Below are 22,063 nucleotides of genomic sequence, written 5' to 3'. Positions count from 1 at the left end.
ATACATGATTTCCCCAACTCTCTAAATAGTCAATGGATGAAAATCTAAGAACGAGTGAGTAAACGAGAGATAACATTAATTTATAGTGGGAGGAATTGTTCATGTTGGCGAACATTTTGGAGCGCAAAGGGGATCAGAAGAACTTTTGGGCGGAGCTGTTCGCAGCCAAACAAAATAACATGGCCATTCAGGCAAATGTTGTCGGCTTGGAGACACACAAATTGAACGGAGAATCCGTTCGCTGCTGGGTATTGGAAGTGGAGCCGACTGGTACTGTGAAAGGCATCGTTCCGCGAATGGAAACGGGCCTGGAGAAATCGTCCGAGATGAATGAATTCCTGGGACAAACCATTCCGGTCATGATCCTGCATATTGACCAGGATGCCGAACAAGTGTTGTGCAGTCGTATCCGTGCCATCGAACTGATGCAGGAAATTGCCTTACGGCGAATGAAGGTAGGGGATCAATACACGGCAACGGTAACGAAAGTGTCGCAGAACCGCATCGTCGTGGAAACCTCCGGGTTCTCATTTACGTTTACCAATTCCGACTTGAAATTGCCGTTTAAGGATTTGCGAGACGTGTATCAGGTAGGCCACACTCTCACCGTTGAAGTCAAGGAGATCGTCAGGGATGGGCAATCGGCGCAGCAGAGTGAAGCGGCAGCCGGGGAAGAACAAGGCGAGAAAGTGCCTGCTTCGTCCATTAGGCTCATCGTGGCCCCTGTTCTTCAGGACAAATGGGAATTGATCGGCACAAGGTTCAATCTCCGAGGTGTGTACAAAGGTGTGATAAAACGGCAATTCGACGCAGGGTATTGGGTCGAACTCGTGCCTGGTTTGGATGTGTATTGCCTGCATCCGAAGCGGAGCCTGCACAAAGGATTGTTGCGAGAGGGACAAGTAGTATTCATCCAGCTGCAGCGGATCAACAACAAAGAGCGACGGTTGAGTGGAGAAATTATCCGAGTAATCGGGTGAAATAACATGTTCGGAAAATCATGGACATTCAACTGGGAACCTACGCAAACCTCATCTCTGGAAGTCCACTCACCGCTTCTGGAATGGATGAAAACCATCGGGATCATCACGGCCACCTCAGCCGACTGGTTTCATGCCACCAAGAGGGAAACACGGGAAACGATTAAGCAGCTTCTGTCGGCTGGCATCATTATGCGGGGCCAAGCCCAATCCGAGGATAACCAAAAGCTGACCGTTTACGCCATCGAACCGGTTTCTGGCGAAGAGGCCGTAAAAAAACTGATCCTGGAGCGTGTCTTGGACCACTGGCTGGACTATGTGGAGCCCATTGACATTCAGACAAACCCAAGCGGGGGCACGATCCGAATTGGAGACGATCTGGTGGACATTCGGATTCTGTATGGGGATGTCCACCCTCCCGAACGGGAGCGGGTCTTATGGTTCGGAGGAAATTGGGACGAGTTTCGATCGGTTGTTCAGCCGGGACACTTTGCCGCAACCCTGGACGTATGGGAAAAGGGAATGGTGATGAAGTGGGAACACAATTGGACGCCCGTACCTCTCTCCCTCTTGACGAAGGGATAAAATCTTAGGTAAAATATGGGCAAATCAAGTCCAATATACGAATCATCAGAGGCTTTTTCCGTGGAGCGGATAGGGGTTCGTATACAATCAACCATGTTGAGCATGGGAGATTGCGAAGAAACGGGATACCTCATACCGTTGGGTAGTTGGCAATACCTGTTCCCTATGAGGTTAATGATCTGCGTTGAGCGCAGAACTTGATGGAATGTGTGAGGCTTTGACCCATGGTGCGCCTCTTCCAATCCTGCAAAAGGGAAGCAGATTGGACAACATGGGCGGAAAAGATATCGTGCTTGTCGTTACCTGGCAGAGACAAGGCGATATGGTGGTTACGAGAGAGCTAGGCACGGACTCGTAACGGTCGCAAGCTGCAGACGTGTTGGGCATGACTGCGGAACTTGGCGAAAGAAATTTTCTCGACTGAAGCATAGGCGTAGTACGCTTTTTGCAGGATTGTTTCGTGCAAAAAGAGGTACTACGCCTTTTTGCGTTTTCAGGACATCTCCTCTGAGATACAATGGGTAGAAAGACGTTGTATCGAAGGAGGTGGAATACACATGCAAAAGGAGAGGGATGACATGGACACTCTTGAAAAAGAACTGGAAGAGTGCTGGAAAGAGGCTGCAAACACGGAGCCATTAAGCGATGAGGAACTGGATGCGATCATTAAAGACGTTCGCAGATCCATCCGCAAGGTGGTGGAACAATGAACGTGGTGATCGACACCAGCACAATCATTCGCGCGACGTTGGAACAAAATAGGATGGCTCAAAGGGCTCTTTCGTTGTCCATTCGGGAACATCAGGTACTACTGACGGATGAGATGGCGAAAGAGCTTGCTGCCACGATTGTCATCGTCGCAGAAAAGAAAGGGCAAAACCCGAAACCACCATTGAGAGTAGCGGCGACTTATTTGCTTCGGGCCAAAAGGGTACGCTCAACCACCGTGTATTCCTGGTGCTACGATCCGGATGACTCCATGTTTATTGAGTGCGCAATTGATGGTGGTGCACAAGCGGTCGTCTCCAATGACCGGAGTTTAACGACACTCCATGAGTACGTCACCGATGAAGAGGGGAAAAGACTCATCCAAAAGATTGAGTTTTTGACCCCGGAGGAGTTTGTAAGTAAATACAGCCTGACATGATTTTTTCATCAGGCACAGGAAACCAAGACTTTTCAACCGCTAAGGTTAGGAAGTCTTTTTTATTTTTGTCCCTCGTGCGGGCGCAACAATAGCACGGGCCGAGAAATCGGCGGAAAGGAGAAGAAATGAATCGAGTCGTCTTGATTGGTCGTCTGACGAAAGATCCGGAGATGCGCTACACGACAAACGGGATCGCTGTTACGACGTTTACGTTGGCTGTGAATCGCCCGTTTGCCAATCAAGAAGGAGAAAGGCAAGCGGATTTTATCAACATCGTCACCTGGCAGAAACTTGCCGATCTGTGCGCAACCTACTTACGCAAGGGCCGACAAGTTGGGGTGGAAGGAAGGCTGCAAACCCGGTCATACGAAAACCAGGAAGGACGAAAGGTATACGTGACGGAGGTTGTGGCGGACCGTGCTTATTTCCTTGAGAAAGCAGAGGAGACTCGTACGGGTAATCAGCAACCAAGCCATGATCCTTTTGCCCCTGGAGATCCATTTGCCGATCCGTTCGGTGGCTCAGGAAAACCAATCAATATTACGGATGACGATTTGCCGTTCTAGGGAATGGGTCATCGCAGGACAAAAAAGACTTCTCTCTGATGGTTCGGGAGAAGTCTTTTTGTATACACAAAATCCCTCGTGCGGGAGAAAACAATAGCACGTTGGCCGAGAGGCGAAGAAAGGAGATGCTATGAATAACCAACTGACGGTCATCGATGGACAGGAAACTCGCTTGATGGAGGGCTACAGTTCCCAAGAGATGCACGCTGTCTTGCAGGAGATGAAACAAAAACTCAATCTGACGCAGCAATTCTTCAAGGAAGTCATGATTGAGGGGCAAGATTACGGCGTTCTGGAAGGTACTGCGAAACCAACGCTATTGAAAGCGGGTGCCGAAAAACTATGCGAACTGTATGGGTTCTCACCGATCGTAAAGATGATCGAAGAAACGGCGGAAAGAGATACCGGCTACTATCGGGCTCGGGTAACGATTAGCCTGATTCATCGTCGCAGCGGTGTAACCATTGCTGATGGTGTTGGGGAAGCCAATACCATGGAAAGTCGATATCGCTGGCGTTGGGTCTTCGAAAACGAGTTGCCGAGGGGGATTGATAAAAACTCCTTGGTACAGAAGAGTTTTCCGAAAAAGAACGGAAACGGAACCTATATCAAATACCGGATCGAAAATGAGGATCTCCACTCATTGTGGAACACTGTTCTGAAGATGGCCAAGAAGCGCGGCCTAATTGACGCTGTACTTTCTGCAACCCGTTCTTCAGGTATCTTTACCCAGGATGTTGAGGACTTGAAGGATTGGGCTGAAGCGGCTCCATCAGATGAACCCAACCAACGACGTGAGAATGGAACGCCCGGTCACAACAGGAACGAAAGCAGAAGGACGTCAAACCGGCCGCAAGGACAAGAAGGGAAGCCGGCGCCACAAAATCAATCCGGTACTCATAAGGAACATGCTGCCATCACTCCGTCCGATACGCCCCGTTGGATTACAGGTACTGTAACGGATGTGCAAGGAACAGCCATCAACGACACCCCTTGCTTTATTTTGTTCCTGCATAACGGCAGCAAAGTCCTGATTCCGGAAGATCATCCGGTGGCCCAACAAGACTTAAACAACTTGATGGGAGGACAATTGTTAAAGTTCCTTACTCGCACGATGGGGGATTTTGAGGCAATTGCCGGCCGCAGCGGCCAAGAGATTCAGGAGGTGCGCAGTGCATGAGCATTTTTCCTGAAATCCTTGACGTTGCTGATCGTTTTAATCTCTTGGCACAGCAAAAGGCTGCGCCGAGAGGTGAGATTCGCGTCCATTGCCCGTTCTGCGCTGAGATTGTCGGTATAGCGGATCGCGGGTTCCATCTTTACCTGAATCCGGTCAAGAATACGTATCACTGCTTTCGCTGCCAGGAAAAAGGGGGCGTGGCCAAATTCATCGGTCTTCTGGAAGGAAAAGGCGAACAAGAAGTGATCGATGAATACAAGGCCAAACATGAAGCCGCCCGAAGGAAAAAGCGGAAGAAAAAGACATGGGAAGATCATCCTGCAATGAAGCTTTCCGCACACCAATGGAAATTGATGGGCTTTCTCGGGAAGATCGACGGGAAAATGTTTCACACCAGCCCGAATTATGCACGTGCTGTTCTTCAGTGGGCATGGCGGGAGTGGCAACTATTCACGTCTGAGAAATCAAAGGAAGCGTTCCATGTCCTTCTGCTTGGCAAATACCTGGCGAATGAAAAAGCCGCGGAGGATTTCGTCAGGAAAACCGAGAGAGATACCGGCATTGAAAGCCTTTGGGAGCGAGCCGTGAAGATGCATCAGCTCCCCAAGGATTTGTGGGCGGAATGGGCCAAACGAGCGGATGTCATCGTTCGCGAACTTGTAGAAGCAATTCGGAACGAAGAGAAAGCGGCGGATTTGGAAGGGACCATTCAGCGAGAGTTGCAAAAAATGAAGGAGAGAACGGCGTGACCTGGAAATGGAGTTATAGCCGACTCTTCAAATATGACTCCTGCCCCCACGCGTACTATTTCCGGTACGTGTTGGGGAGGCCGGAGAAGGAAACGGAAGCAATGGCGATCGGGAAGCAATTCCACGAAGTCATTGCTTCTTCTGTTTTACGGCAGCCTCCGCCGGCGGGAATTCCGAAAGACGTGCAGGAGTTGGCGATAAAGGCGTATCGACTGTTGCAGACCCACATTTTCAAAGGGGAAATTGTCGCGGTCGAGCGTGAAATCATCACTCCCATTACGGAGACGGATCTGTTCCATGTGGTGATTGATCTCATTGTCCAATACGATATGTTTTCCCTCTCAATTTACGACTGGAAAACATCCTGGGCAGTTTATGAGGTCATGCAGAAGCCCAAGCAACTGCTTCTCTATGCTTGGAGCGCATGGCAATCCGACCTTTACGCTTCGGAGGTCGCTTATCTGTTTCCGAGAAAGTATGAAATCAAAACAGCACAGGTAACGCCTGAAGCGATTGCGGAAACCCTTGATTGGGCCAAGACGCAGATTCATCAGGCGAGACACGCTTATCAGGAACTAAAAAAAGGGACCCCACCGGAGATAGCATTCCCGCCCAAATTAGGAAGTGGCTGCACCAACTGCAGCTATATCCGCGAATGTCCCATGACGAAAAAATACCAAGTTCATTGAGGAGGAATGAATCATGAATTACATGCACAATGCAGGAGAAAATTTCAAGCGGATTTTAGACGAACTGAACCGTCAAGCACAGCTAAAAGAAGATTTCGTTGTACCGGCCAATCAGATTCGGATGCGTGACGATGGACACTTTACGTTCCAGACACTCTTTACGAATGAGGCCGCCAGCCCGGCAACCGAATGGGCCGAAAACCAGATGTATCAAAAACTGGAGCTGCCGGCTCGCTTCATGCGCCGCTGCCCAAGTTATTTGAGGGCAACGAACTTTAACTACTTCACAGAGCGGCTGCCAGCGGACGAGGAATGGCTGTTACGTACGTATCGGTCACGGGCCAATCAACTGGGCCACATGATTCGTGGTGCCTTGTCCAAGGATTATAGCCGGTTCGATGATGAACAGTTCTTGGGCATGATCGAATCCATGATCGGGACAGAAGAAGACCATCGGATTTCGTACTGGTACCGCGATGAGCGCGGCATGCACCTGCGGATCGTGTTCCCTGATCTGACAAGAAACATCGGTAGGACGCTGGAGGGACGACCGGATGTCCACATGGTGGGGGTTCACTTGTCCAACTCCGAGGTGGGCGCCCGTTCGGTTACGATTCAGCCGATGGTATACCGCCTGGTTTGCTCGAATGGCTTGATGCGCTGGACCAACGATGGGGAAGTGTTCAAGCAGCGTCACATTCACCTGCGGGAGCGCGAGATGTACTCTCGGGTGGCCGAAGCGTTTACGGCTGCCGTCAAAGCCGGGGATGACATGTTGGAACGGGCTTTGGCCGCCAAAGAGGTGAAGGTGGAAAACCCGCTGGATTTCATCAAAACGCTGGCCAAGGACAAAAAATACAGTCAGTCCATGACAGATACCATCACCAGCACCTACATGGCAGAACCCGGTGACAGCCTGTTCTACGTGATGCAGGCCATGACCCGCGCCGCCCAAACCCTTCAAGGGGATGCTCGGGTGGAGTTGGAACAAGACGCCGGCGAACTGCTTGCTAAGGTGGCTGTCTAACAGAACCAAAACGAAGAAGCCGATCTACATGGGTCGGCTTCTCCCATGATCAAAATGAAGGAGGAATATTGTATGAACGGTCAAACAGTGATATTTCCATGGGATGAACCAATGGATATCGAAGCGGCAGCTTTGATTGATGAAGGAGCAATCCCGAAGGATCTCCCGGAAGAAAATAAAGAAGAAGAGTATAAACAGGCTCAACAATTGGCGGCTGAGATTCTACATTTGGAAGCGATATTGAAAGCCAAGAAGGAAGAGCTAAAGCAGTATGTTGAGCAAAATGGAAAAGTCGTAGTGGGAGACACCCAATTTGATTTTGTTCCGTCGTATTCGTGGGAAGGGAATTGGGAAGCTCTTGCCCGACATATACGGGAAAAAGGGTTGAATCCGTTTGATTTCTTCAAGCTGGGATCAACTGAGGCAACGAAGCTCATGAAAAAGACGGGATGGGATGAAGAGCAGATGAAAGAACACGGTGTCTTTCGTGTCATGTCCGGTAAGCAATTCCGTTCCTCTAAGGTGAAATAACGGAGAAGGGAATACCAGAAGAGCTTGTATATTAATTGCAGCGGAAACTGCAAAGGACCGTAAGCCAGTATCTCAAAGGAGGTGCTGGCTTATTTTATTTATCCGAGGGGGAGGATTGCCAGTCATGAAATTGGAAACGTTTGAGGATTTCCAACGAGCCATATGCGAAGGAAGATTAGTCGACGTATCGGATACGGCTAAAGAGATTGGGATCAGTATTCCGGTAGCGGTCTCTTCTGCCTTATGGAAAACCTATATTGAACCCGAAGAGTCGATTACAGTAGGACAATCAACAAACGAACGAATCTGGAATGTGATTAGTTTACTGCTTTCAACCCTAAAAAGCGGGATGAAACCGTTCGACGATAGCTCTTCTCTCATGGTTCAGTATCAGGTTCATTTCGTAATCAATGGAGTCCTTACCATGTCAACCCTTAAGGCGATCATTCGGAAAACCGCAGAAAGGAAGTCATTCATTCAGATCATGTTGGAGGATGAAGCTGAACAAAACAATCCTGACAGAAAATACTTTTGCAGGGAGTGTAGGTTTACATTGTATCTCGAAACAAAGCCAGAAAGTTACATCGAATGTAGATGAGCTAACTGGTATGAAAAAACATTACATTTCGCCTACCACCGAGGCGATAAAACGTGTGGCTCAAACTTTGGGCCACACGGCCCGGTTTGAGTAGGGAGGTAATGGTGAAGCAAATCGAAATGTTTCAATACGATTTCATCGTAACTGAATTTGTCAAAAAAGCCAAAGAAAGCATCACGTTCTACGGGACGAAGGAAGCGAATTTGAACGATCTGTTGACGATCATTATTGGAAACGAAGCAGATGCTGCAAACATTCAAAAGTTAACTGGCATCGGGATTCAACAACTCGCTTCGATGTCTGCCCAAGAAATCATGGAACTTGTGTCTATCAGTGAAATGGCAGCACAGCGGATCGTCGCCTCCTTTGGTTTGGCACACAAATATGTAACCAGTCCAAGAGAGAAAAGGATAGCCATTCGTCTCCCGCGTGATGTAGCGGAACTAATGATGCCTGAAATGAGGTACTTAACGCAGGAACATTTTATATGTCTGTTTCTGAATACAAAAAATCGTGTAATCGGTAAGCAGACGATCTTTATAGGAAGTTTGGATTCATCGGTTGTGCATCCCCGTGAGATTTTTAAAGAAGCAATCAAGAGGAGCGCGGCATCGATTATTTGTCTGCACAATCATCCGAGCGGAGATCCAACCCCAAGTAAGGAAGACATTTCGATCACGCAAATTTTGCGGCAAGCAGGAGAGGTGGTTGGTATTAGCCTGCTTGATCACGTCATTATCGGGGATGGAAAGTATATTAGTTTAAAAGAACAGAGGTACTTTTAGTACGGTAAGGTAACGTATTTGCCGAAAAGATTCTACCTATCACCGGGGTAAGAAAACGAGTGGCTCGAACTATGGGGCCACTCGGCCCCGGTTCGAGTAGGAGGAAGCATGAAGACGAAAATCGTGATTAAGGATTCAGAACGTTTAGTTGCTGATCTGTCGAAAGCATACCGAGCAGTTGCAAAACAGACGACGATTCCGATTCTAACCGGTTTTCATCTCCAATTCACGGGAGAATCTTTGACCATTACCGGTTCTGATACGGATAACACCATCCAGATTACGGAGGATGACAATTGCTCATCGTCTCAACCATGTGCGGTAGTCGTACCGGCAAGAATATTCCTGGACATTGTGCGTAAGTTGCCAGCGGGTGAGATCCAACTGAAAATTGGGGAAAATGAGATCTCCATTACCGCGGGGAAATCGACTTTCGAGCTAAAGACGATGAAAGCTGATGAGTACCCATCCTTTTCGTTGGACGATACCGGCGTTTGTGTTGAGATACAAGCATCTGATTTGGCTAACGGGTTACGTTTGGAGTATGCCTGCTCGGTATCTGCTATGCGCCCTACCCTACAGGGCATCCATATCGTTAGCAAGGAAAAGGCAGTAACGTTCGTCGCAACGGATTCTCATAGGCTGGGATCTTGGACCGTTCAGCTGGATCAAGAACTGAAGTTACCGAAGATGATTTTGCCTGCCACGGCTGCAGAAGAGATGGTAAAGCTAATTGAGGACACGACCGATAAGGTCACCATCCACTGCACAGAGAACTCGTTACGACTCACTTGCAAGAACGTAACGTATGCTTCTAGGCTAATTTCCGGTACTTACCCGGAAATATCCAGGGTAATCCCAACAATTATTTCGACAACATTTGTGGCAAATCGGGATGAGTTAGTCAAGGTACTGGAGCGGGTGAGCATCGTCTCCAAGGAAGGAAAAGCCAATATGTGTCGCTTACAGGTGATACAATCCGCAATGCCTTCTCTTCTCATTTCGGCCAGTCAGGAAGGGATGGGAAAAGTACAGGAGGAAGTGTTTGTCTCGGATCTCGAAGGCGATACTTTTGAGATGAAGTTCAGTACGAAGTATCTCCTGGAGGCACTACGACATATGAAGGCAAAAGAAGTCATGTTTCAAGCATCTGGTGCAAATGCACCGTTAATCATACGACCGACAGGTGATGAAACAGGGTTTGCCTTAATATTGCCTGTGCGATCAGCATAATTTGCAGAGCAGAAGGGGATCTCATTCCCCTTCTGTTTCTTTGAAAGGATGCATTAGCGATGAAGAAAAGGAGATTTTCAACCAATGAGTTCCTAAAACAACTTCAGGTTCGCAGCATCTCATCAAATAGTCCACGTAGGCAAACTCCAGGTATGTTTCGCATCGTCGAATACCTGTATGCCGGCGCCGATGCATCGGAAGTCGATTTCGACAGCTTTACATTGGACGAACTGGATTACGTGTACAATGAAGCCCATTCTCTTTATTCGATGGAAGACATCTATGATGAAGAAACTGAGCGGGCCAATTGGTACAACGTAATCTATGAGTATGTCAGGAGCACGCAGAACATTTACACACTGCTTCATTCTAGGAAGAAACAGTATGCAGAAGAAGACGATTTTATCTGAGGGAGAGCATTGATATGTTTAGTATCGAGGATTGCCAAGTCATTCAGTCGTCCTTGGATAATTTGCTTTCGTTAAAGCTCCTTCACGATGCTGGGTATCGGGTATCCGACATGGGGTGCTGGGTAACGGATTATGCGTTTGAAAACATGGGGGGAGATATCTTTATGAAGGCAACGGAGCGACTGTTTGGTGCTTGCGCTGAGGAAGAAGAGGAAGACGGGTCATATGACATCCGGAAGTTTGTCATCCTATGTCCAGACGTCGAAGAACTTCTTGGGGTGTTTACAAAAGAATGGGTCGAAAGACAGCTCCGATGGAATAAGAGAGTTGTCTGCGACTGGACGGGAGCTGAGATGATCATCGAACTGAAGAAAATGGGCTTTATCATCGAGATCCACGAAAGTCCGTCCTATTTCAATCAGTTCATTCAAGAGCTCATCCAGATCAGGAAGTTACTCGATAGGTTGTTGGTGTATGCCCAATACTTAAAAGGAAATAGAGGTGCGAGGTATGCTGCATTTTACTGTGAAGTTTAGTGATGATTTTACGCAGCACACACCATACTGTACTGTCCAGGTTACCTCATCGGAGGGCGTAAAGGTAGACGAATACGTGATGAGTTTTGATGATTTTGTCGAGTCCATCCGAAATTCTGAATCGGAGAATTTAAAGCCAATGAGAATCCTGGGGGTTCAGAAACGGAAACGACTACGAAAAATCATCGGAAGAAAACGGATGAAAAATCCGGCGATACGTATCGAGACTCCTACCTTGCCCGTCAACTGTGTCAAACACATTTGGATTAATCGAGCGCAGAAGATCCAGATGGTATTTATCGAGGTGCCTAAAGGAAAATGGGACATTGCCTATTACAACACCACTTTTGAACAGGTGGGATTCCCGCGGATGTTGTTTGGGTACCGAATCCGGGATGGTCGCATTCAACAGCTGCACATCTTGGCCGTCAAGGACAAGGGGAGGATTCGCGAGGACACCGAACTATACAAGTTTCCTTACGCGAATGTATCGAATGGTGTGGTTTGTATGGGGGGAAATACGTTGCCGGTTATCAAAGACTTGGCTCAACTTGCTACTATGCACCAGGTCTTTTTTGCGGCTCCCAGTTCTACCTGCTATTACAACACGAACCGGAACGAATCCGGGATCAGTGATTTGCGGGAGCTATACAATCGCATGCAAGGGCAGGATTTTCCAGAGGAATGGTTAACATCCAAGCAACGAACGTTTGGACAATACTGCCAAGAACTGTAGATCAAAGACTTTAGCGAAAGCTATAGTCTTTATTTTTTTTTTGAAATGAATCCAAGAGGAGGCATGGAAAGCATGACTGACAAACTGTTTCAAGAAACTTTGTTCAGCTTTTTAGGAGAAGAGGAACCGGAGGCCATCCAGGACACAGGAAAAGGCAAAAAGACGACGGCAGCCACTAAATCACGGATAGCTTCCAAGGACCAAAAGAAAACGGCTGTATCTGTCACGAAAAGTGAACCGGAAACATGGGAACTAAACACCGAGACGATCATCCGGTATGGCGGGGAGAACATTCCTCTGACCGATTACTTTACACCGGAAGAAATCACGAATGGTCTTCCAGACAGTTCTCCAACTGATGAACAAACTAAAGGAGACAACACCGAAGAGAAGTTGAGGAACATTACTGGCGAAGACGTGAGGAAACGGATGGAGAATGACTTTGGCGAACTAACTGAAGAGTTAACAACGATGACATTCATCAAGGAAAAGAATATGATTATCCCTGTTCTAACCGCACGAAAGAAAGGAAGCGGCATGATCTTGGAACGCCGACATGGTGTCTATCTGAAGTTGGAGGATGCTGTGGCAAATCGCCGGTCCAACATGTATGTTCCCGGAGCTGATGGTCATATGTACCATATCCGCGAAACAGAAGCGTTAACAATCTGCAAAAGGGCTCGGAAGGTTCCTAGTGTTCCGACGTTGGTAGAAGGTGTGCGTCTAAAATTCCCCAGGATTCCCTGGGGGATTCTGACGCAGTTTTTGATTGTTGCCCGTTACTTCGCCCGGACACATGGCGCTGAGGTTCATGGCGAGATTTACTGGGGAGAAGAAGGGTACCAACTGGTGATTCCGGCACAGATTGTGTGCAGAGACATGTGTGAACCAACTGAGCAAGTAGCTTACGTGGAAAACGTCGTGAAAGTGATGGAAATCCACTCTCACCATACGATGGAAGCCTACTTTTCTTCCCAAGATGATCGATCTGAGCAGGCGCCAATCCTCTACGCGGTTGTGGGAAGGGTGCTGGATTTCTTCCCGCAAATCCTGGTGAGGACGTGTCTGGACGGGGAGTATCTGATCATCAATCCCCATTTCGTCTTTGAATCACCGTTGGAGTCTCCGACGAGCTTGGACTTTCCTCAAGTGTCCGTGAAAGGAGCGTGAGACGATGATACGGTTTAACGAACGGAAGAAGATCTTTTACTATATCGTTCAGATCGGCGCAGGCGCAAATGGCGGATATATTCTGCAGCAATGCGCTCAAATGATGAATATATTCAAGGTACAGGGGTTTTACCTGGTGGCCGATCCGGATACGGTAGAACAAAAGAATTTGGCTAATCAACTCTTTATACCAAAGGATGTCGGACAGAAGAAAGCTGCGGTACTGGCTAACCGGTACCGCAGCCATTATCAAGTGCCGATCGCTGCGTTTGATGAACGGTACATTGAGGATGAAAGAACGTTAGACCGATTGTTTCAGTTTACGGATTATCGAGGCTGTTACAGTTGGGACACGTTTTTTCTTCCGATTTTGATCGGCGCAGTAGATAACAACTACACACGCCAGGTCATGCACAGTTACTTTCTCAGTCAAGAAAAGCTGCTCTACATCGATGTGGGAGTGGAAGCTGCCTGGGTTCCTCGTGACCGCCGACCACGAGAAGAGTGGACGGAGGAGGAGAAGCAGCGTCACGCGAATACTGGATGGACAGGACAAGTAGTAGCCGGATTGAGATTGAACGGAAAAACGTTTCTGGAACCGGTGGCCGGCCGCTTTCCAGACATATTGGAGGATAAGGACGAGATTGCTCCTTCTGGAATGGCATGTTCCCAGGTGATTGCATCCGAGCCGCAGCGGTTGATTACCAACCGGTTTGCAGCGCAGGCAGTGGCCGGTTACTTGAATGAATTGTTTGGGGAGAGAACGTTGTCTACACACGTGACGTTCTTCCACGCGAAAAAAATGTACATGCGTGGGGAAAGGATTCAAGAAGGTTGAGAGTGTCCAGGAAATGGGCACTCGATTTTTGTTTTTGCTGCGAAAACGTAGTACTATTCGGATACTGTTTCGGTTCACCTGACTGTTACACGTCAGTGTATGGATGGTTGTTGTGGTAAGAATCGCAGGAAAAAATATTGAAGATATCAAATTACTCAAAAAAAACAATCAAAAAGGAGTCGAATATGTCTACAACATTTAACGAACGTCAGGCACTACATATGACATTGCAATCTCTGCTTGAGCAACGACTATCTCTAAGAAGAGAGTATATGGAACGAGACAAAGAACTGGGGGAGGAGATCAAGCAGATCTTACACCGAATCCGTGAGTTGGACGAGCGGTATGGTGTACCTTCTGGCACGGATGATCAGCAAGGAGAAACAACAAGTGGATCGGCGGTTCCCCATGAGATACAGGCACAGCGAGCGGGTAAAGCCCGAAAGCCGTATCAGCATCATGATTATCCGGGAATAGCCAGGGAGGTAGAAACGATTTTGGAGGAAGCGGCAGCACCGCTGACACTGACAGAACTTTACGGGGAACTGCAAAAACGTCGGGCAGTCGAATGGGCGAATCCGTACATGATTCTCCAAAAGGCGCTGAAGCATTCAGAGAGAGTCAAGATCGAGAAGGAAGGCAGAAAACTGGTGTTTTCGATTCGGTAAATTCTCTGATATGAGGCCTTGCCAGGGCACCGGAAAGACTGCATGTAGTTCGTCGCCTGGATGACAGTTGCGGGCGGATCGCTGGTAACGGAAACGGGCGACGCAGGACCCGAGGAATGAAGAAGGGCGTCTGCTCTTTGATCGGTTGATAACGACAGCGCGTGGCAACCAATAAAAGGCGACCTCGGCCAGATCGAGACGGAGTGGTGTCCTTCTCGTTGCCGAAAGCGGCCCAGACTGGAAAGCAGACAGCTGCGCCGGATGAGTTCAATTCGATTGGGGAGAAAGAGGCACGCTGATGTTTCTTGACGGTGGACCTGGATGGTCTCCAAAACTGTTAGACCCCAGGGAAAATAACTTACCGATGCTCCACTAATGTGGAGATTTTTTATTTGCATGTTCGTCCTTGTTCGCATATAATACAAACAAATGTTCGCATCATTGGGAGTGAGCTTCCATGCTGTCTGACATCGAGCGAAAGGTTTTGCGCATTATCGCCAACTTTTCCGTTGGTCGTCGGCGCACGCCGACAGTGGATGAGCTGTGCGTAAAAACCGGGCGCAGTCGTAGCGGCGTGATGGAGGTACTGGCCGCGTTGGCTCGGGAAAAGAGTATCGAGTGGATGCGATCCAGCCCCGGACGACATCACATTGCTGGAGGCGTGGGAAAGAAGGGAGTCAATAAGCTGGAGAGTAAGATAGGATAGATAACATGTTTGCTGCAAGTCGATTTGTTCTGCCTATATCTTGATGAGATTGTACATAATTCACTTAAAAGTAATTAGATGCTGTTAGGTAAATCCTAACAGCTTTTTAATTTATGCACACATACATTCAAAAGTTCATTTGAATGTATAAGGATAATGGTTTATGATAATAATGATCAAACGATGGTTTGATTGTCGGAGGTGATTTCATGAAAGAAAAAGATACATGTGAAATTTATTGTTATGACGAATCCAAGGTTCGTCGTGTCCAAGAGACTCTTGGTCAACAAGACATCCCAACTATGGCAAAGATGTTTAAGGTATTAGCGGATGAAACACGCATGAAGATAGCGTTCGCGTTATGCCAAGAAGATGAACTCTGCGTATGTGATGTAGCCAACATCATCGGGTCTTCGATGGCAACGGCTTCCCATCATTTGCGGATGTTAAAAGAATTGGGATTAGCAAAATATCGCAAGGAAGGGAAATTGGTTTTCTACTCGTTGGAAGATGAACATGTACGACAGCTTGTTCAAATTGCTTCGACACATAGTCAGGAGGTCGTGACCCATGGGAAGTAATGCAGAGCAAAAAAAGGTCTATCGGGTTCAAGGTTTTACCTGCACCAACTGTGCAGCCATCTTCGAGAAGAACGTCAAAAACCTGCCTGGCGTTCAAGAGGCACAAGTGAACTTTGGAGCTTCGAAGGTAACTGTTTTTGGAGAAGCAACTGTCGAGGAACTAGAAAAAGCAGGGGCATTTGAAAATCTGAAGATTATACCCGAAAGTGAACGGGTTGAAGAAAAGAAAGAACCGTTCTGGAAAGCGCACGGTAAAGTAGTGCTTTCAGCTGTCCTTCTACTCTTTGGATACCTGTTGGGTCAGCAATTCGGGGAAGAACATGTCCTTACTGCTGTAGTCTATGCTGCTTCCATTCTCATCGGCGGCTATGAGCTTTTCATTAAAGGGATTAAAAACTTGTTCCGTCTCCAGTTCGATATGAACACTCTCATGACCGTAGCCATATTAGGGGCGGCGGCGATTGGTGAATGGGGTGAAGGAGCAACAGTAGTCATCCTCTTTGCGATCAGTGAAGTATTGGAGCGTTACTCCATGGAAAAAGCTCGACAATCCATTCGTTCGTTGATGGACATCGCTCCGAAAGAAGCGTTAATCCGTCGTGGTAGCGAAGAGCTAATGGTTCATGTGGACGACATCCAAGTGGGCGACATTATGATCGTCAAACCAGGGCAGAAACTTGCCATGGATGGGGTTGTAATCAAAGGAACATCCACCATCAATCAAGCTGCTATTACAGGGGAATCTGTACCTGTCACAAAAACCGTTGGTGATGAAGTGTTCGCAGGTACGCTAAACGAAGAGGGGCTTCTTGAAGTCAAAGTAACAAAACGGGTTGAGGATACGACGATCTCCAAGATTATTCATTTGGTGGAAGAAGCGCAAGCGGAACGCGCTCCGTCTCAAGCATTCGTTGACCGATTTGCAAAGTATTACACGCCAGCGATTATGATCTTAGCACTGGGCATTGCTGTTGTTCCTCCGCTTCTACTTGGAGGCGGTTGGGGTGAGTGGATCTACCGAGGATTGGCGTTACTAGTGGTAGGATGTCCGTGCGCGCTGGTGATCTCCACACCTGTATCGATTGTCACTGCCATTGGGAATGCCGCAAAGAACGGTGTCTTGATTAAGGGTGGCATTCATTTGGAGGAAGCAGGACGATTGTCTGCAATCGCTTTTGATAAAACAGGAACTTTGACGAAAGGGGTACCAGTGGTTACGGACTTTATCACCTATGGTGGTCAAGAGAAAAATGAATTGTTGGCTATTGCAGCCGTCATCGAAAAAGGGTCCCAACATCCACTGGCTTCAGCAATTATCCGCAAAGCTGAAAACGAAAACGTCGATTTGTCATCCGAAGTAGAAGAGTTCCGATCCATTACTGGTAAAGGGGTAAAGGCAAAAGTAAAAGGGGAACTGTACTACATCGGCAGTCCGAATTTGTTTTCCGAGTTGAATACTTCGAACCTAACCGAAAAAATAAAAGCCGAAATCGAAGGTTTGCAAAAACAAGGAAAAACGGTTATGGTACTCGGAACGGAAAATGAGATACTTGCCCTAATTGCCGTTGCCGACGAAGTCCGGGAAAGCAGTAAAAACGTAATTCAAAAACTTCGAGAGTTGGGTATAACGAAAACCGTTATGCTTACAGGGGATAACCGTGCAACCGGGGAGGCAATTGGAAAACGGATTGGAATTCATGAGGTAAAGGCGGAACTGATGCCTGAGCATAAGCTGGAGGCCATTAAACAGCTGAAAGCACATGGGAAAGTAGCAATGGTGGGCGATGGTGTCAACGACGCGCCGGCACTTGCCACTGCTGATGTAGGGATCGCCATGGGTGGTGCCGGAACCGATACGGCTCTAGAAACAGCCGATATCGCACTAATGGCCGACGACTTGACCAAACTGCCGTTTACAATTAATTTGAGTCGAAAAACACTCAGTATCATCAAACAAAACATTGCTTTCTCGCTTTTAATTAAGCTGGTAGCACTACTGTTAATTGTTCCAGGATGGCTCACACTGTGGCTTGCCATCTTTGCCGACATGGGAGCGACTCTTATCGTTACGTTGAACGGATTACGCTTACTAAGGGTAAAAGAATAACTGTGTAAAGTGACTAAGAGGTTACGTCGGGACAATGAATTTGATCCGAAGGGTAACCTCTTTTTGTTTGGAACGATGGTTGCAGAAAAGATGGGGTTGAAGAAAAGTAAAAGGGAATGGTAAAAAGCGCCCTTATTTCAAGGCGATTCAGCGTGTAGACCTTGATATCCGGACTTGCATGTTATTATTGGGGGGATGTTTTTGATACGAAACTTCTAACTGGAAAATTTCTATCCATTTGATTAGTAAAAAAAGAAGGCTCCTCAACATGAAGAGCCGATAGCATTAGGAGCTATAAGATTTTTTCCATCGCCATCACGTCAACGAACTGGCCGTCCAGAATGCCCTGCTTTTCAAACACGCCGACTTCCCGGAAGCCCCTCTTTCGATATAGTCCCTGCCCGAGGCCATTGAAGGGGAATGTAAAGAGAACGATTTTATAGAATCCGTTGTTTTTCGCCTCTGTTTCTAATGCTTCGAGTAAATGGTTACCCACCCCACGGCCTCGTACACGGCGATCTACATAGACGGAAAGGTCAACTACGCCGTTATAGGCACAACGATGAGAATAACGGTTCAAGGAGGCCCATCCTACAACTGATCCCTCCACTTCAGCAACAAGTACGGTATATCGACCTTGATGTTCTTGAAACCAGTTGTCCATATAAGTTAAGTCTTTTGTATCCAACTCCAACGTGGCAATCCGGTCCTCAATTCCCTGGTTATAGATGTGAAGGATGGACCCCAGATCGTGATGCTGAGCTTTCCGAATCGTAACCTGTTTCATGGCCTTTCCCCCAAAATCCTGTTTCTTTATTTTTGATCACAGCAGTTCTCTTTGTCGTTCTTCACTTCTTCAATATTTACATTACAGCACGATTCTTTGTCGCTTTTCACTTCTTCAATATTTACATTACAGCACGATTCTTTGTCGCTTTTCACTTCTTCAATCTTCACATCGCAGCAAGATCCTTGCTTACCAAAGATTTTTTTCAACAAACCCATAGATATCACCTCCTTTAAATGAAGTAAAACAGGAAGCCGGATAGGGTAGCCATCATCATAACAGAAGCCACGAAAGCAGCAACCAATCGCTTCTGAAAGATGGTATTCAACAGTGTTACTTCAGGCAAACTGGCTCCGGCAGAACTGATCATCAAGGCCATGACCGGTGCAATTGCCATGCCTTTGGCAATCAGGATCTGGGACATGGGAATCATCATCGACAGACGAACGTATAACGGAATTCCAATGGCTGCAGCCACAGGAACCAACCACCACTGGTTACCGCCAAACATAGAGGAGATCCATTCAGTTGGAACCACGCCATGAATGACCGATCCAATAGCCGCGCCAATGATCAGATAGGGGTAGACGGTTTTCATTAGCCCTACCGTCTCCGACCAAGCTGCTTTCCAACTGAATGTGTTCGTTTTTTCTTCAAAACCGGTCATAACCACTCGCTTCACAGCCTTTTCGAATCCAAGCTTTTCAAGGGTAAAACCGATCATGACCGACAATACAGAGGTAATCACGGTATAGGCTACAGCTACTTTGACACCCAGCATGGCGCCCATCAGCGTGATAATGGTCGGGTCAAGGACAGGGGAGGAGAACAAAAACACCATCACGATGCCAAAACGAATTTTCTTATTCAATAGGTTCACGACAACGGGAATGGTGGAGCAAGAGCAAAACGGCGTGACAAAAGCAAAGAGCAGAGCTGCCAGCGCGCCCAAGACAGTGTTTTTGCCTGATAAGTACTGATTCAATTTGTCATAAGGAATAAATCCTTGAATCAGATTAATCAGGAGCGAAATTGCCACAAATAAAAGGGTTAACTCAATGGCAATCGAGAAGAAACTTTCCAATACATCCCAAAACATGATCATCACCCTTGTCTTTTTATTTGCAAAATGCAAGTATTATGTTGAAAAGAAACTACCCCAAGGGAGTAGTACAACACTTGTCGGTTTTGGCCATCGCCTCATTCAACAACTTAATGGAACGAATGACAGTCTCTTTTTCAAACTCGTTCATATGCGAAAAGATTTCATCCAAGTAAGCGTTCATCTGCTGATCGATTGTCGCGGCCACTTCTTTTCCCTCTGGTGTAAGGGAAAGGATATGTACCCGTCGATCTTCCGGATCGGGTGTTTTTTTCACCAGATTCATTTTCATCAACGTTTGGATCTGCCGGCTAAACGTTGTAATGTCTGTCCCCAACGCTTCTGATACTTGTTGCATGGATGGTTTGTGCTGCCGTTCGATTTCATATAAAATGTGGCTTTGAATCAAGGAAATCTCCCGGCCGCCTGAGATGCAGCAGTATTTATTGAGAAATCCGAAACGGCGGGTCATGATTTGGAATAGTTCTCGAAGGTTTTCCATGGAAAATCACCTCTGCTTAAGTTATATACGTTTTATTTGCAAAATGCAACTAAAAAATTATCAAGAAAAAAATTTGATCGATATCACATAATAAAGTGAACTTGGAATCAAGAATGCCCAAACTTGGGGGAAAGCCGTTTTTCATATTGAAATAACCATATGGTTATAATAATATTGTGTCGAGAGAGGAGGGTGTGAGATTGGACATGGACACGAAGACATTAGTCAATGCATTGAAAGCATTAGCTGACCCGACAAGGCTAAAAATCATCACCTTGTTAAATACCCGTAGCTGTTGCGTCTGCGAACTGGTCCCCATCTTTGGGATTTCCCAACCGGCTGTGTCCAAACACATGAGCCGTCTAAAAAGTGCGGACCTGGTGATTGAAACAAGAAAGGGGCAATGGGTTTTTTATTCCATCAACCAAGAACGGTTTGAACAAGTATGTCATGCATTGGGCAACCTGCCCGATTATTCCCATGAATTTGAGAAACTGGGAGAGCAGGGGTTGTTGGTGACCTGCGAATAGAAAAAAGATGGGAGAGAGATCATGTTTGCCATCTGGAGTGCCTTTCTGATCTTCGCCGTGACGTTGACCTTCGTCATTTGGCAACCGAAGGGACTGAACATTGGTTGGTCCGCAACGGGCGGAGCGATCTTGGCTTTGTTGTTTGGCGTGGTAAGTATTACAGATGTTGTTACGGTAACCGGCATTGTATGGAACGCGACGCTTGCCTTTGTGGCTATTATCTTGATTTCGTTGATTTTAGACGACATCGGCTTTTTTGAGTGGTCAGCCTTGCATATGGCGCGGTTAGCAAAAGGAAACGGCCGACTGATGTTCGTGTATGTGGTTCTCTTGGGAGCCGCCGTTGCAGCCTTTTTCGCCAATGATGGAGCAGCGCTGATTCTTACGCCGATTGTTCTTGCGCAAGTGAGGGCATTGAAGTTTCCAGACAAGATGATTCTTCCCTTTATCATGGCCAGTGGGTTTATTGCGGATACCACTTCGTTACCGCTTATCGTCAGCAATCTGGTCAACATCGTTTCTGCCGATTACTTTGACATTGGATTCGTTGAATATGCGTCACGCATGATTGTTCCTAACTTCTTCTCACTGGGAGCCAGTTTACTTGTCCTGTACTTGTACTTCCGAAAAGATATTCCCAAGCAGTACGATCTATCCCAGCTGAAACAACCCCATGAAGCGTTAAAAGACGTTCGCCTGTTCCGGTTGTCCTGGGTCATTCTGGCTATCCTACTTGCAGGCTACCTAATGAACGAAATCGTCGCCATTCCGGTTTCGGTTACAGCAGGAGTGGCAGCCATCATCTTTATGTTGGCTGCACAAAGGAGTAAGGCCATTGAGACAAAACGTATCATTAAAGAAGCCCCCTGGGCGATTGTTGTTTTTTCCATTGGGATGTACGTTGTCGTGTATGGCTTGCGTAATGTCGGTCTGACCGACATGTTGGGGCAGTTGATCCAAACTTTTGCCAATCAGGGACTGTTTGCCGCAACGGTTGGCATGGGTTTCTTGTCCGCAGTCCTGTCTTCCATCATGAACAACATGCCCACCGTCATGATTGACGCGCTGGCCATTCAGGGGACACAGACGTCCGGCGTCATCCGGGAAGCATTGGTGTACGCCAACGTAATCGGCAGCGACTTGGGTCCGAAAATTACCCCCATTGGCTCACTGGCGACACTGCTCTGGTTGCATGTCTTATCCCGTAAAGATGTAACCATTACATGGGGAAAATACTTCAAAACCGGTATCGTTCTGACGATCCCGACGCTGTTTATCACGCTGGTGGGACTCTATTTGTGGTTGCAAATTGTTGCCTAA

Annotated in this window: 28 protein-coding genes; 24 read left to right on the top strand and 4 right to left on the bottom strand. The window is 47.3% G+C overall.

What is annotated here, in order from left to right; genetic code table 11:
• Positions 1 to 101 precede the first annotated feature (101 nt).
• From JOD01_RS17350 to JOD01_RS17250, 22 genes are all read left to right on the top strand, one after another.
• A complete protein-coding gene (locus JOD01_RS17350; RefSeq protein WP_204519555.1) occupies positions 102 to 980 on the top strand; it encodes a hypothetical protein in 879 nt (292 codons plus the stop codon).
• Between the two features lie 6 nt (positions 981 to 986).
• Positions 987 to 1,565 carry a hypothetical protein gene (locus JOD01_RS17345; protein ID WP_204519554.1) on the top strand — a complete coding sequence of 193 codons (579 nt, stop codon included), beginning with the start codon at positions 987 to 989 and terminating at the stop codon, positions 1,563 to 1,565.
• Positions 1,566 to 2,143: 578 nt separating this feature from the next.
• Positions 2,144 to 2,275 (top strand): hypothetical protein, encoded by a 132-nt coding sequence (locus JOD01_RS19920; protein WP_269320155.1) that lies wholly within the window; start codon positions 2,144 to 2,146, stop codon positions 2,273 to 2,275.
• Positions 2,272 to 2,712 (top strand): PIN domain-containing protein, encoded by a 441-nt coding sequence (locus tag JOD01_RS17340; RefSeq protein WP_204519553.1) that lies wholly within the window; start codon positions 2,272 to 2,274, stop codon positions 2,710 to 2,712. The genes JOD01_RS19920 and JOD01_RS17340 overlap by 4 nt, the downstream gene beginning before the upstream one ends.
• Before the next feature lie 125 nt (positions 2,713 to 2,837).
• On the top strand, positions 2,838 to 3,278 hold the full coding sequence (gene ssb / locus JOD01_RS17335) for a single-stranded DNA-binding protein (RefSeq protein ID WP_122905092.1): 441 nt from the start codon (positions 2,838 to 2,840) through the stop codon (positions 3,276 to 3,278).
• Between the two features lie 130 nt (positions 3,279 to 3,408).
• Complete coding sequence (locus JOD01_RS17330; RefSeq protein WP_122905049.1) at positions 3,409 to 4,458, top strand: hypothetical protein; 1,050 nt, start codon at positions 3,409 to 3,411, stop codon at positions 4,456 to 4,458.
• Complete coding sequence (locus JOD01_RS17325; protein WP_170163437.1) at positions 4,455 to 5,207, top strand: hypothetical protein; 753 nt, start codon at positions 4,455 to 4,457, stop codon at positions 5,205 to 5,207. The genes JOD01_RS17330 and JOD01_RS17325 overlap by 4 nt, the downstream gene beginning before the upstream one ends.
• The gene (locus JOD01_RS17320) at positions 5,204 to 5,896 is read left to right on the top strand and encodes a PD-(D/E)XK nuclease family protein (protein ID WP_170163438.1); all 693 of its coding nucleotides are present in this window, start codon (positions 5,204 to 5,206) and stop codon (positions 5,894 to 5,896) included. The genes JOD01_RS17325 and JOD01_RS17320 overlap by 4 nt, the downstream gene beginning before the upstream one ends.
• Before the next feature lie 13 nt (positions 5,897 to 5,909).
• Positions 5,910 to 6,923: a DUF932 domain-containing protein gene (locus tag JOD01_RS17315; protein ID WP_122905051.1), complete on the top strand. Its 1,014-nt coding sequence runs from the start codon at positions 5,910 to 5,912 to the stop codon at positions 6,921 to 6,923.
• Positions 6,924 to 7,034: 111 nt separating this feature from the next.
• On the top strand, positions 7,035 to 7,454 hold the full coding sequence (locus JOD01_RS17310) for a hypothetical protein (protein WP_204519552.1): 420 nt from the start codon (positions 7,035 to 7,037) through the stop codon (positions 7,452 to 7,454).
• Positions 7,455 to 7,578: 124 nt separating this feature from the next.
• Entirely contained in the window at positions 7,579 to 8,052 is a 474-nt protein-coding gene (locus tag JOD01_RS17305; RefSeq protein ID WP_052660302.1) for a DUF6573 family protein, read from the top strand.
• A gap of 119 nt (positions 8,053 to 8,171) precedes the next feature.
• A complete protein-coding gene (radC, locus tag JOD01_RS17300) occupies positions 8,172 to 8,837 on the top strand; it encodes a RadC family protein (RefSeq protein ID WP_122905093.1) in 666 nt (221 codons plus the stop codon).
• Between the two features lie 108 nt (positions 8,838 to 8,945).
• Positions 8,946 to 10,070, top strand: coding sequence for a DNA polymerase III subunit beta (gene dnaN / locus JOD01_RS17295; RefSeq protein WP_122905054.1), 1,125 nt, complete (start codon positions 8,946 to 8,948; stop codon positions 10,068 to 10,070).
• A gap of 152 nt (positions 10,071 to 10,222) precedes the next feature.
• Positions 10,223 to 10,480, top strand: coding sequence for a hypothetical protein (locus JOD01_RS17290; RefSeq protein ID WP_122905055.1), 258 nt, complete (start codon positions 10,223 to 10,225; stop codon positions 10,478 to 10,480).
• 14 nt (positions 10,481 to 10,494) lie between these two features.
• Complete coding sequence (locus JOD01_RS17285; RefSeq protein ID WP_122905056.1) at positions 10,495 to 11,016, top strand: hypothetical protein; 522 nt, start codon at positions 10,495 to 10,497, stop codon at positions 11,014 to 11,016.
• A gap of 139 nt (positions 11,017 to 11,155) precedes the next feature.
• Positions 11,156 to 11,752 carry a hypothetical protein gene (locus JOD01_RS17280; RefSeq protein WP_204519551.1) on the top strand — a complete coding sequence of 199 codons (597 nt, stop codon included), beginning with the start codon at positions 11,156 to 11,158 and terminating at the stop codon, positions 11,750 to 11,752.
• Positions 11,753 to 11,824: 72 nt separating this feature from the next.
• On the top strand, positions 11,825 to 12,922 hold the full coding sequence (locus tag JOD01_RS17275; RefSeq protein ID WP_204519550.1) for a Mov34/MPN/PAD-1 family protein: 1,098 nt from the start codon (positions 11,825 to 11,827) through the stop codon (positions 12,920 to 12,922).
• A gap of 4 nt (positions 12,923 to 12,926) precedes the next feature.
• Entirely contained in the window at positions 12,927 to 13,760 is an 834-nt protein-coding gene (locus JOD01_RS17270; RefSeq protein ID WP_204519549.1) for a ThiF family adenylyltransferase, read from the top strand.
• Positions 13,761 to 14,032: 272 nt separating this feature from the next.
• Positions 14,033 to 14,428, top strand: a complete 396-nt coding sequence (locus JOD01_RS17265; RefSeq protein WP_204519548.1) for a hypothetical protein — start codon at positions 14,033 to 14,035, stop codon at positions 14,426 to 14,428.
• 457 nt (positions 14,429 to 14,885) lie between these two features.
• Positions 14,886 to 15,134 (top strand): LexA family transcriptional regulator, encoded by a 249-nt coding sequence (locus tag JOD01_RS17260; protein ID WP_238504249.1) that lies wholly within the window; start codon positions 14,886 to 14,888, stop codon positions 15,132 to 15,134.
• Between the two features lie 209 nt (positions 15,135 to 15,343).
• The gene (locus JOD01_RS17255) at positions 15,344 to 15,715 is read left to right on the top strand and encodes an ArsR/SmtB family transcription factor (protein WP_122905062.1); all 372 of its coding nucleotides are present in this window, start codon (positions 15,344 to 15,346) and stop codon (positions 15,713 to 15,715) included.
• Complete coding sequence (locus JOD01_RS17250) at positions 15,705 to 17,822, top strand: heavy metal translocating P-type ATPase (protein ID WP_204519547.1); 2,118 nt, start codon at positions 15,705 to 15,707, stop codon at positions 17,820 to 17,822. Before JOD01_RS17255 ends, JOD01_RS17250 begins: the two co-directional genes overlap by 11 nt.
• A gap of 292 nt (positions 17,823 to 18,114) precedes the next feature.
• Here JOD01_RS17250 and JOD01_RS17245 read toward each other — a convergent pair whose 3' ends face one another.
• Genes JOD01_RS17245 through JOD01_RS17230 form a run of 4 tightly spaced genes read right to left on the bottom strand, consistent with a single transcriptional unit; the run spans position 18,115 to position 20,213 of the window.
• Positions 18,115 to 18,609: an arsinothricin resistance N-acetyltransferase ArsN1 family A gene (locus tag JOD01_RS17245; RefSeq protein WP_204519546.1), complete on the bottom strand. Its 495-nt coding sequence runs from the start codon at positions 18,607 to 18,609 to the stop codon at positions 18,115 to 18,117.
• A gap of 26 nt (positions 18,610 to 18,635) precedes the next feature.
• Complete coding sequence (locus JOD01_RS17240; RefSeq protein ID WP_204519545.1) at positions 18,636 to 18,827, bottom strand: hypothetical protein; 192 nt, start codon at positions 18,825 to 18,827, stop codon at positions 18,636 to 18,638.
• A gap of 14 nt (positions 18,828 to 18,841) precedes the next feature.
• The gene (locus JOD01_RS17235; protein ID WP_204519544.1) at positions 18,842 to 19,708 is read right to left on the bottom strand and encodes a permease; all 867 of its coding nucleotides are present in this window, start codon (positions 19,706 to 19,708) and stop codon (positions 18,842 to 18,844) included.
• Between the two features lie 55 nt (positions 19,709 to 19,763).
• Positions 19,764 to 20,213 (bottom strand): MarR family winged helix-turn-helix transcriptional regulator, encoded by a 450-nt coding sequence (locus JOD01_RS17230; protein ID WP_122905065.1) that lies wholly within the window; start codon positions 20,211 to 20,213, stop codon positions 19,764 to 19,766.
• A gap of 206 nt (positions 20,214 to 20,419) precedes the next feature.
• On the opposite strand from JOD01_RS17230, the gene JOD01_RS17225 reads away from it, so the two are divergent.
• Positions 20,420 to 20,743 carry an ArsR/SmtB family transcription factor gene (locus JOD01_RS17225; protein WP_204519557.1) on the top strand — a complete coding sequence of 108 codons (324 nt, stop codon included), beginning with the start codon at positions 20,420 to 20,422 and terminating at the stop codon, positions 20,741 to 20,743.
• Positions 20,744 to 20,764: 21 nt separating this feature from the next.
• The gene (locus tag JOD01_RS17220) at positions 20,765 to 22,063 is read left to right on the top strand and encodes an arsenic transporter (RefSeq protein WP_204519543.1); all 1,299 of its coding nucleotides are present in this window, start codon (positions 20,765 to 20,767) and stop codon (positions 22,061 to 22,063) included.

Origin of the sequence: Brevibacillus fulvus (assembly GCF_016908525.1) — a bacterium.
GTDB classification, from domain to species: Bacteria; Bacillota; Bacilli; order Brevibacillales; family Brevibacillaceae; genus Brevibacillus_G; species Brevibacillus_G fulvus.
This window is presented reverse-complemented; position numbering and strand designations above follow the sequence as displayed.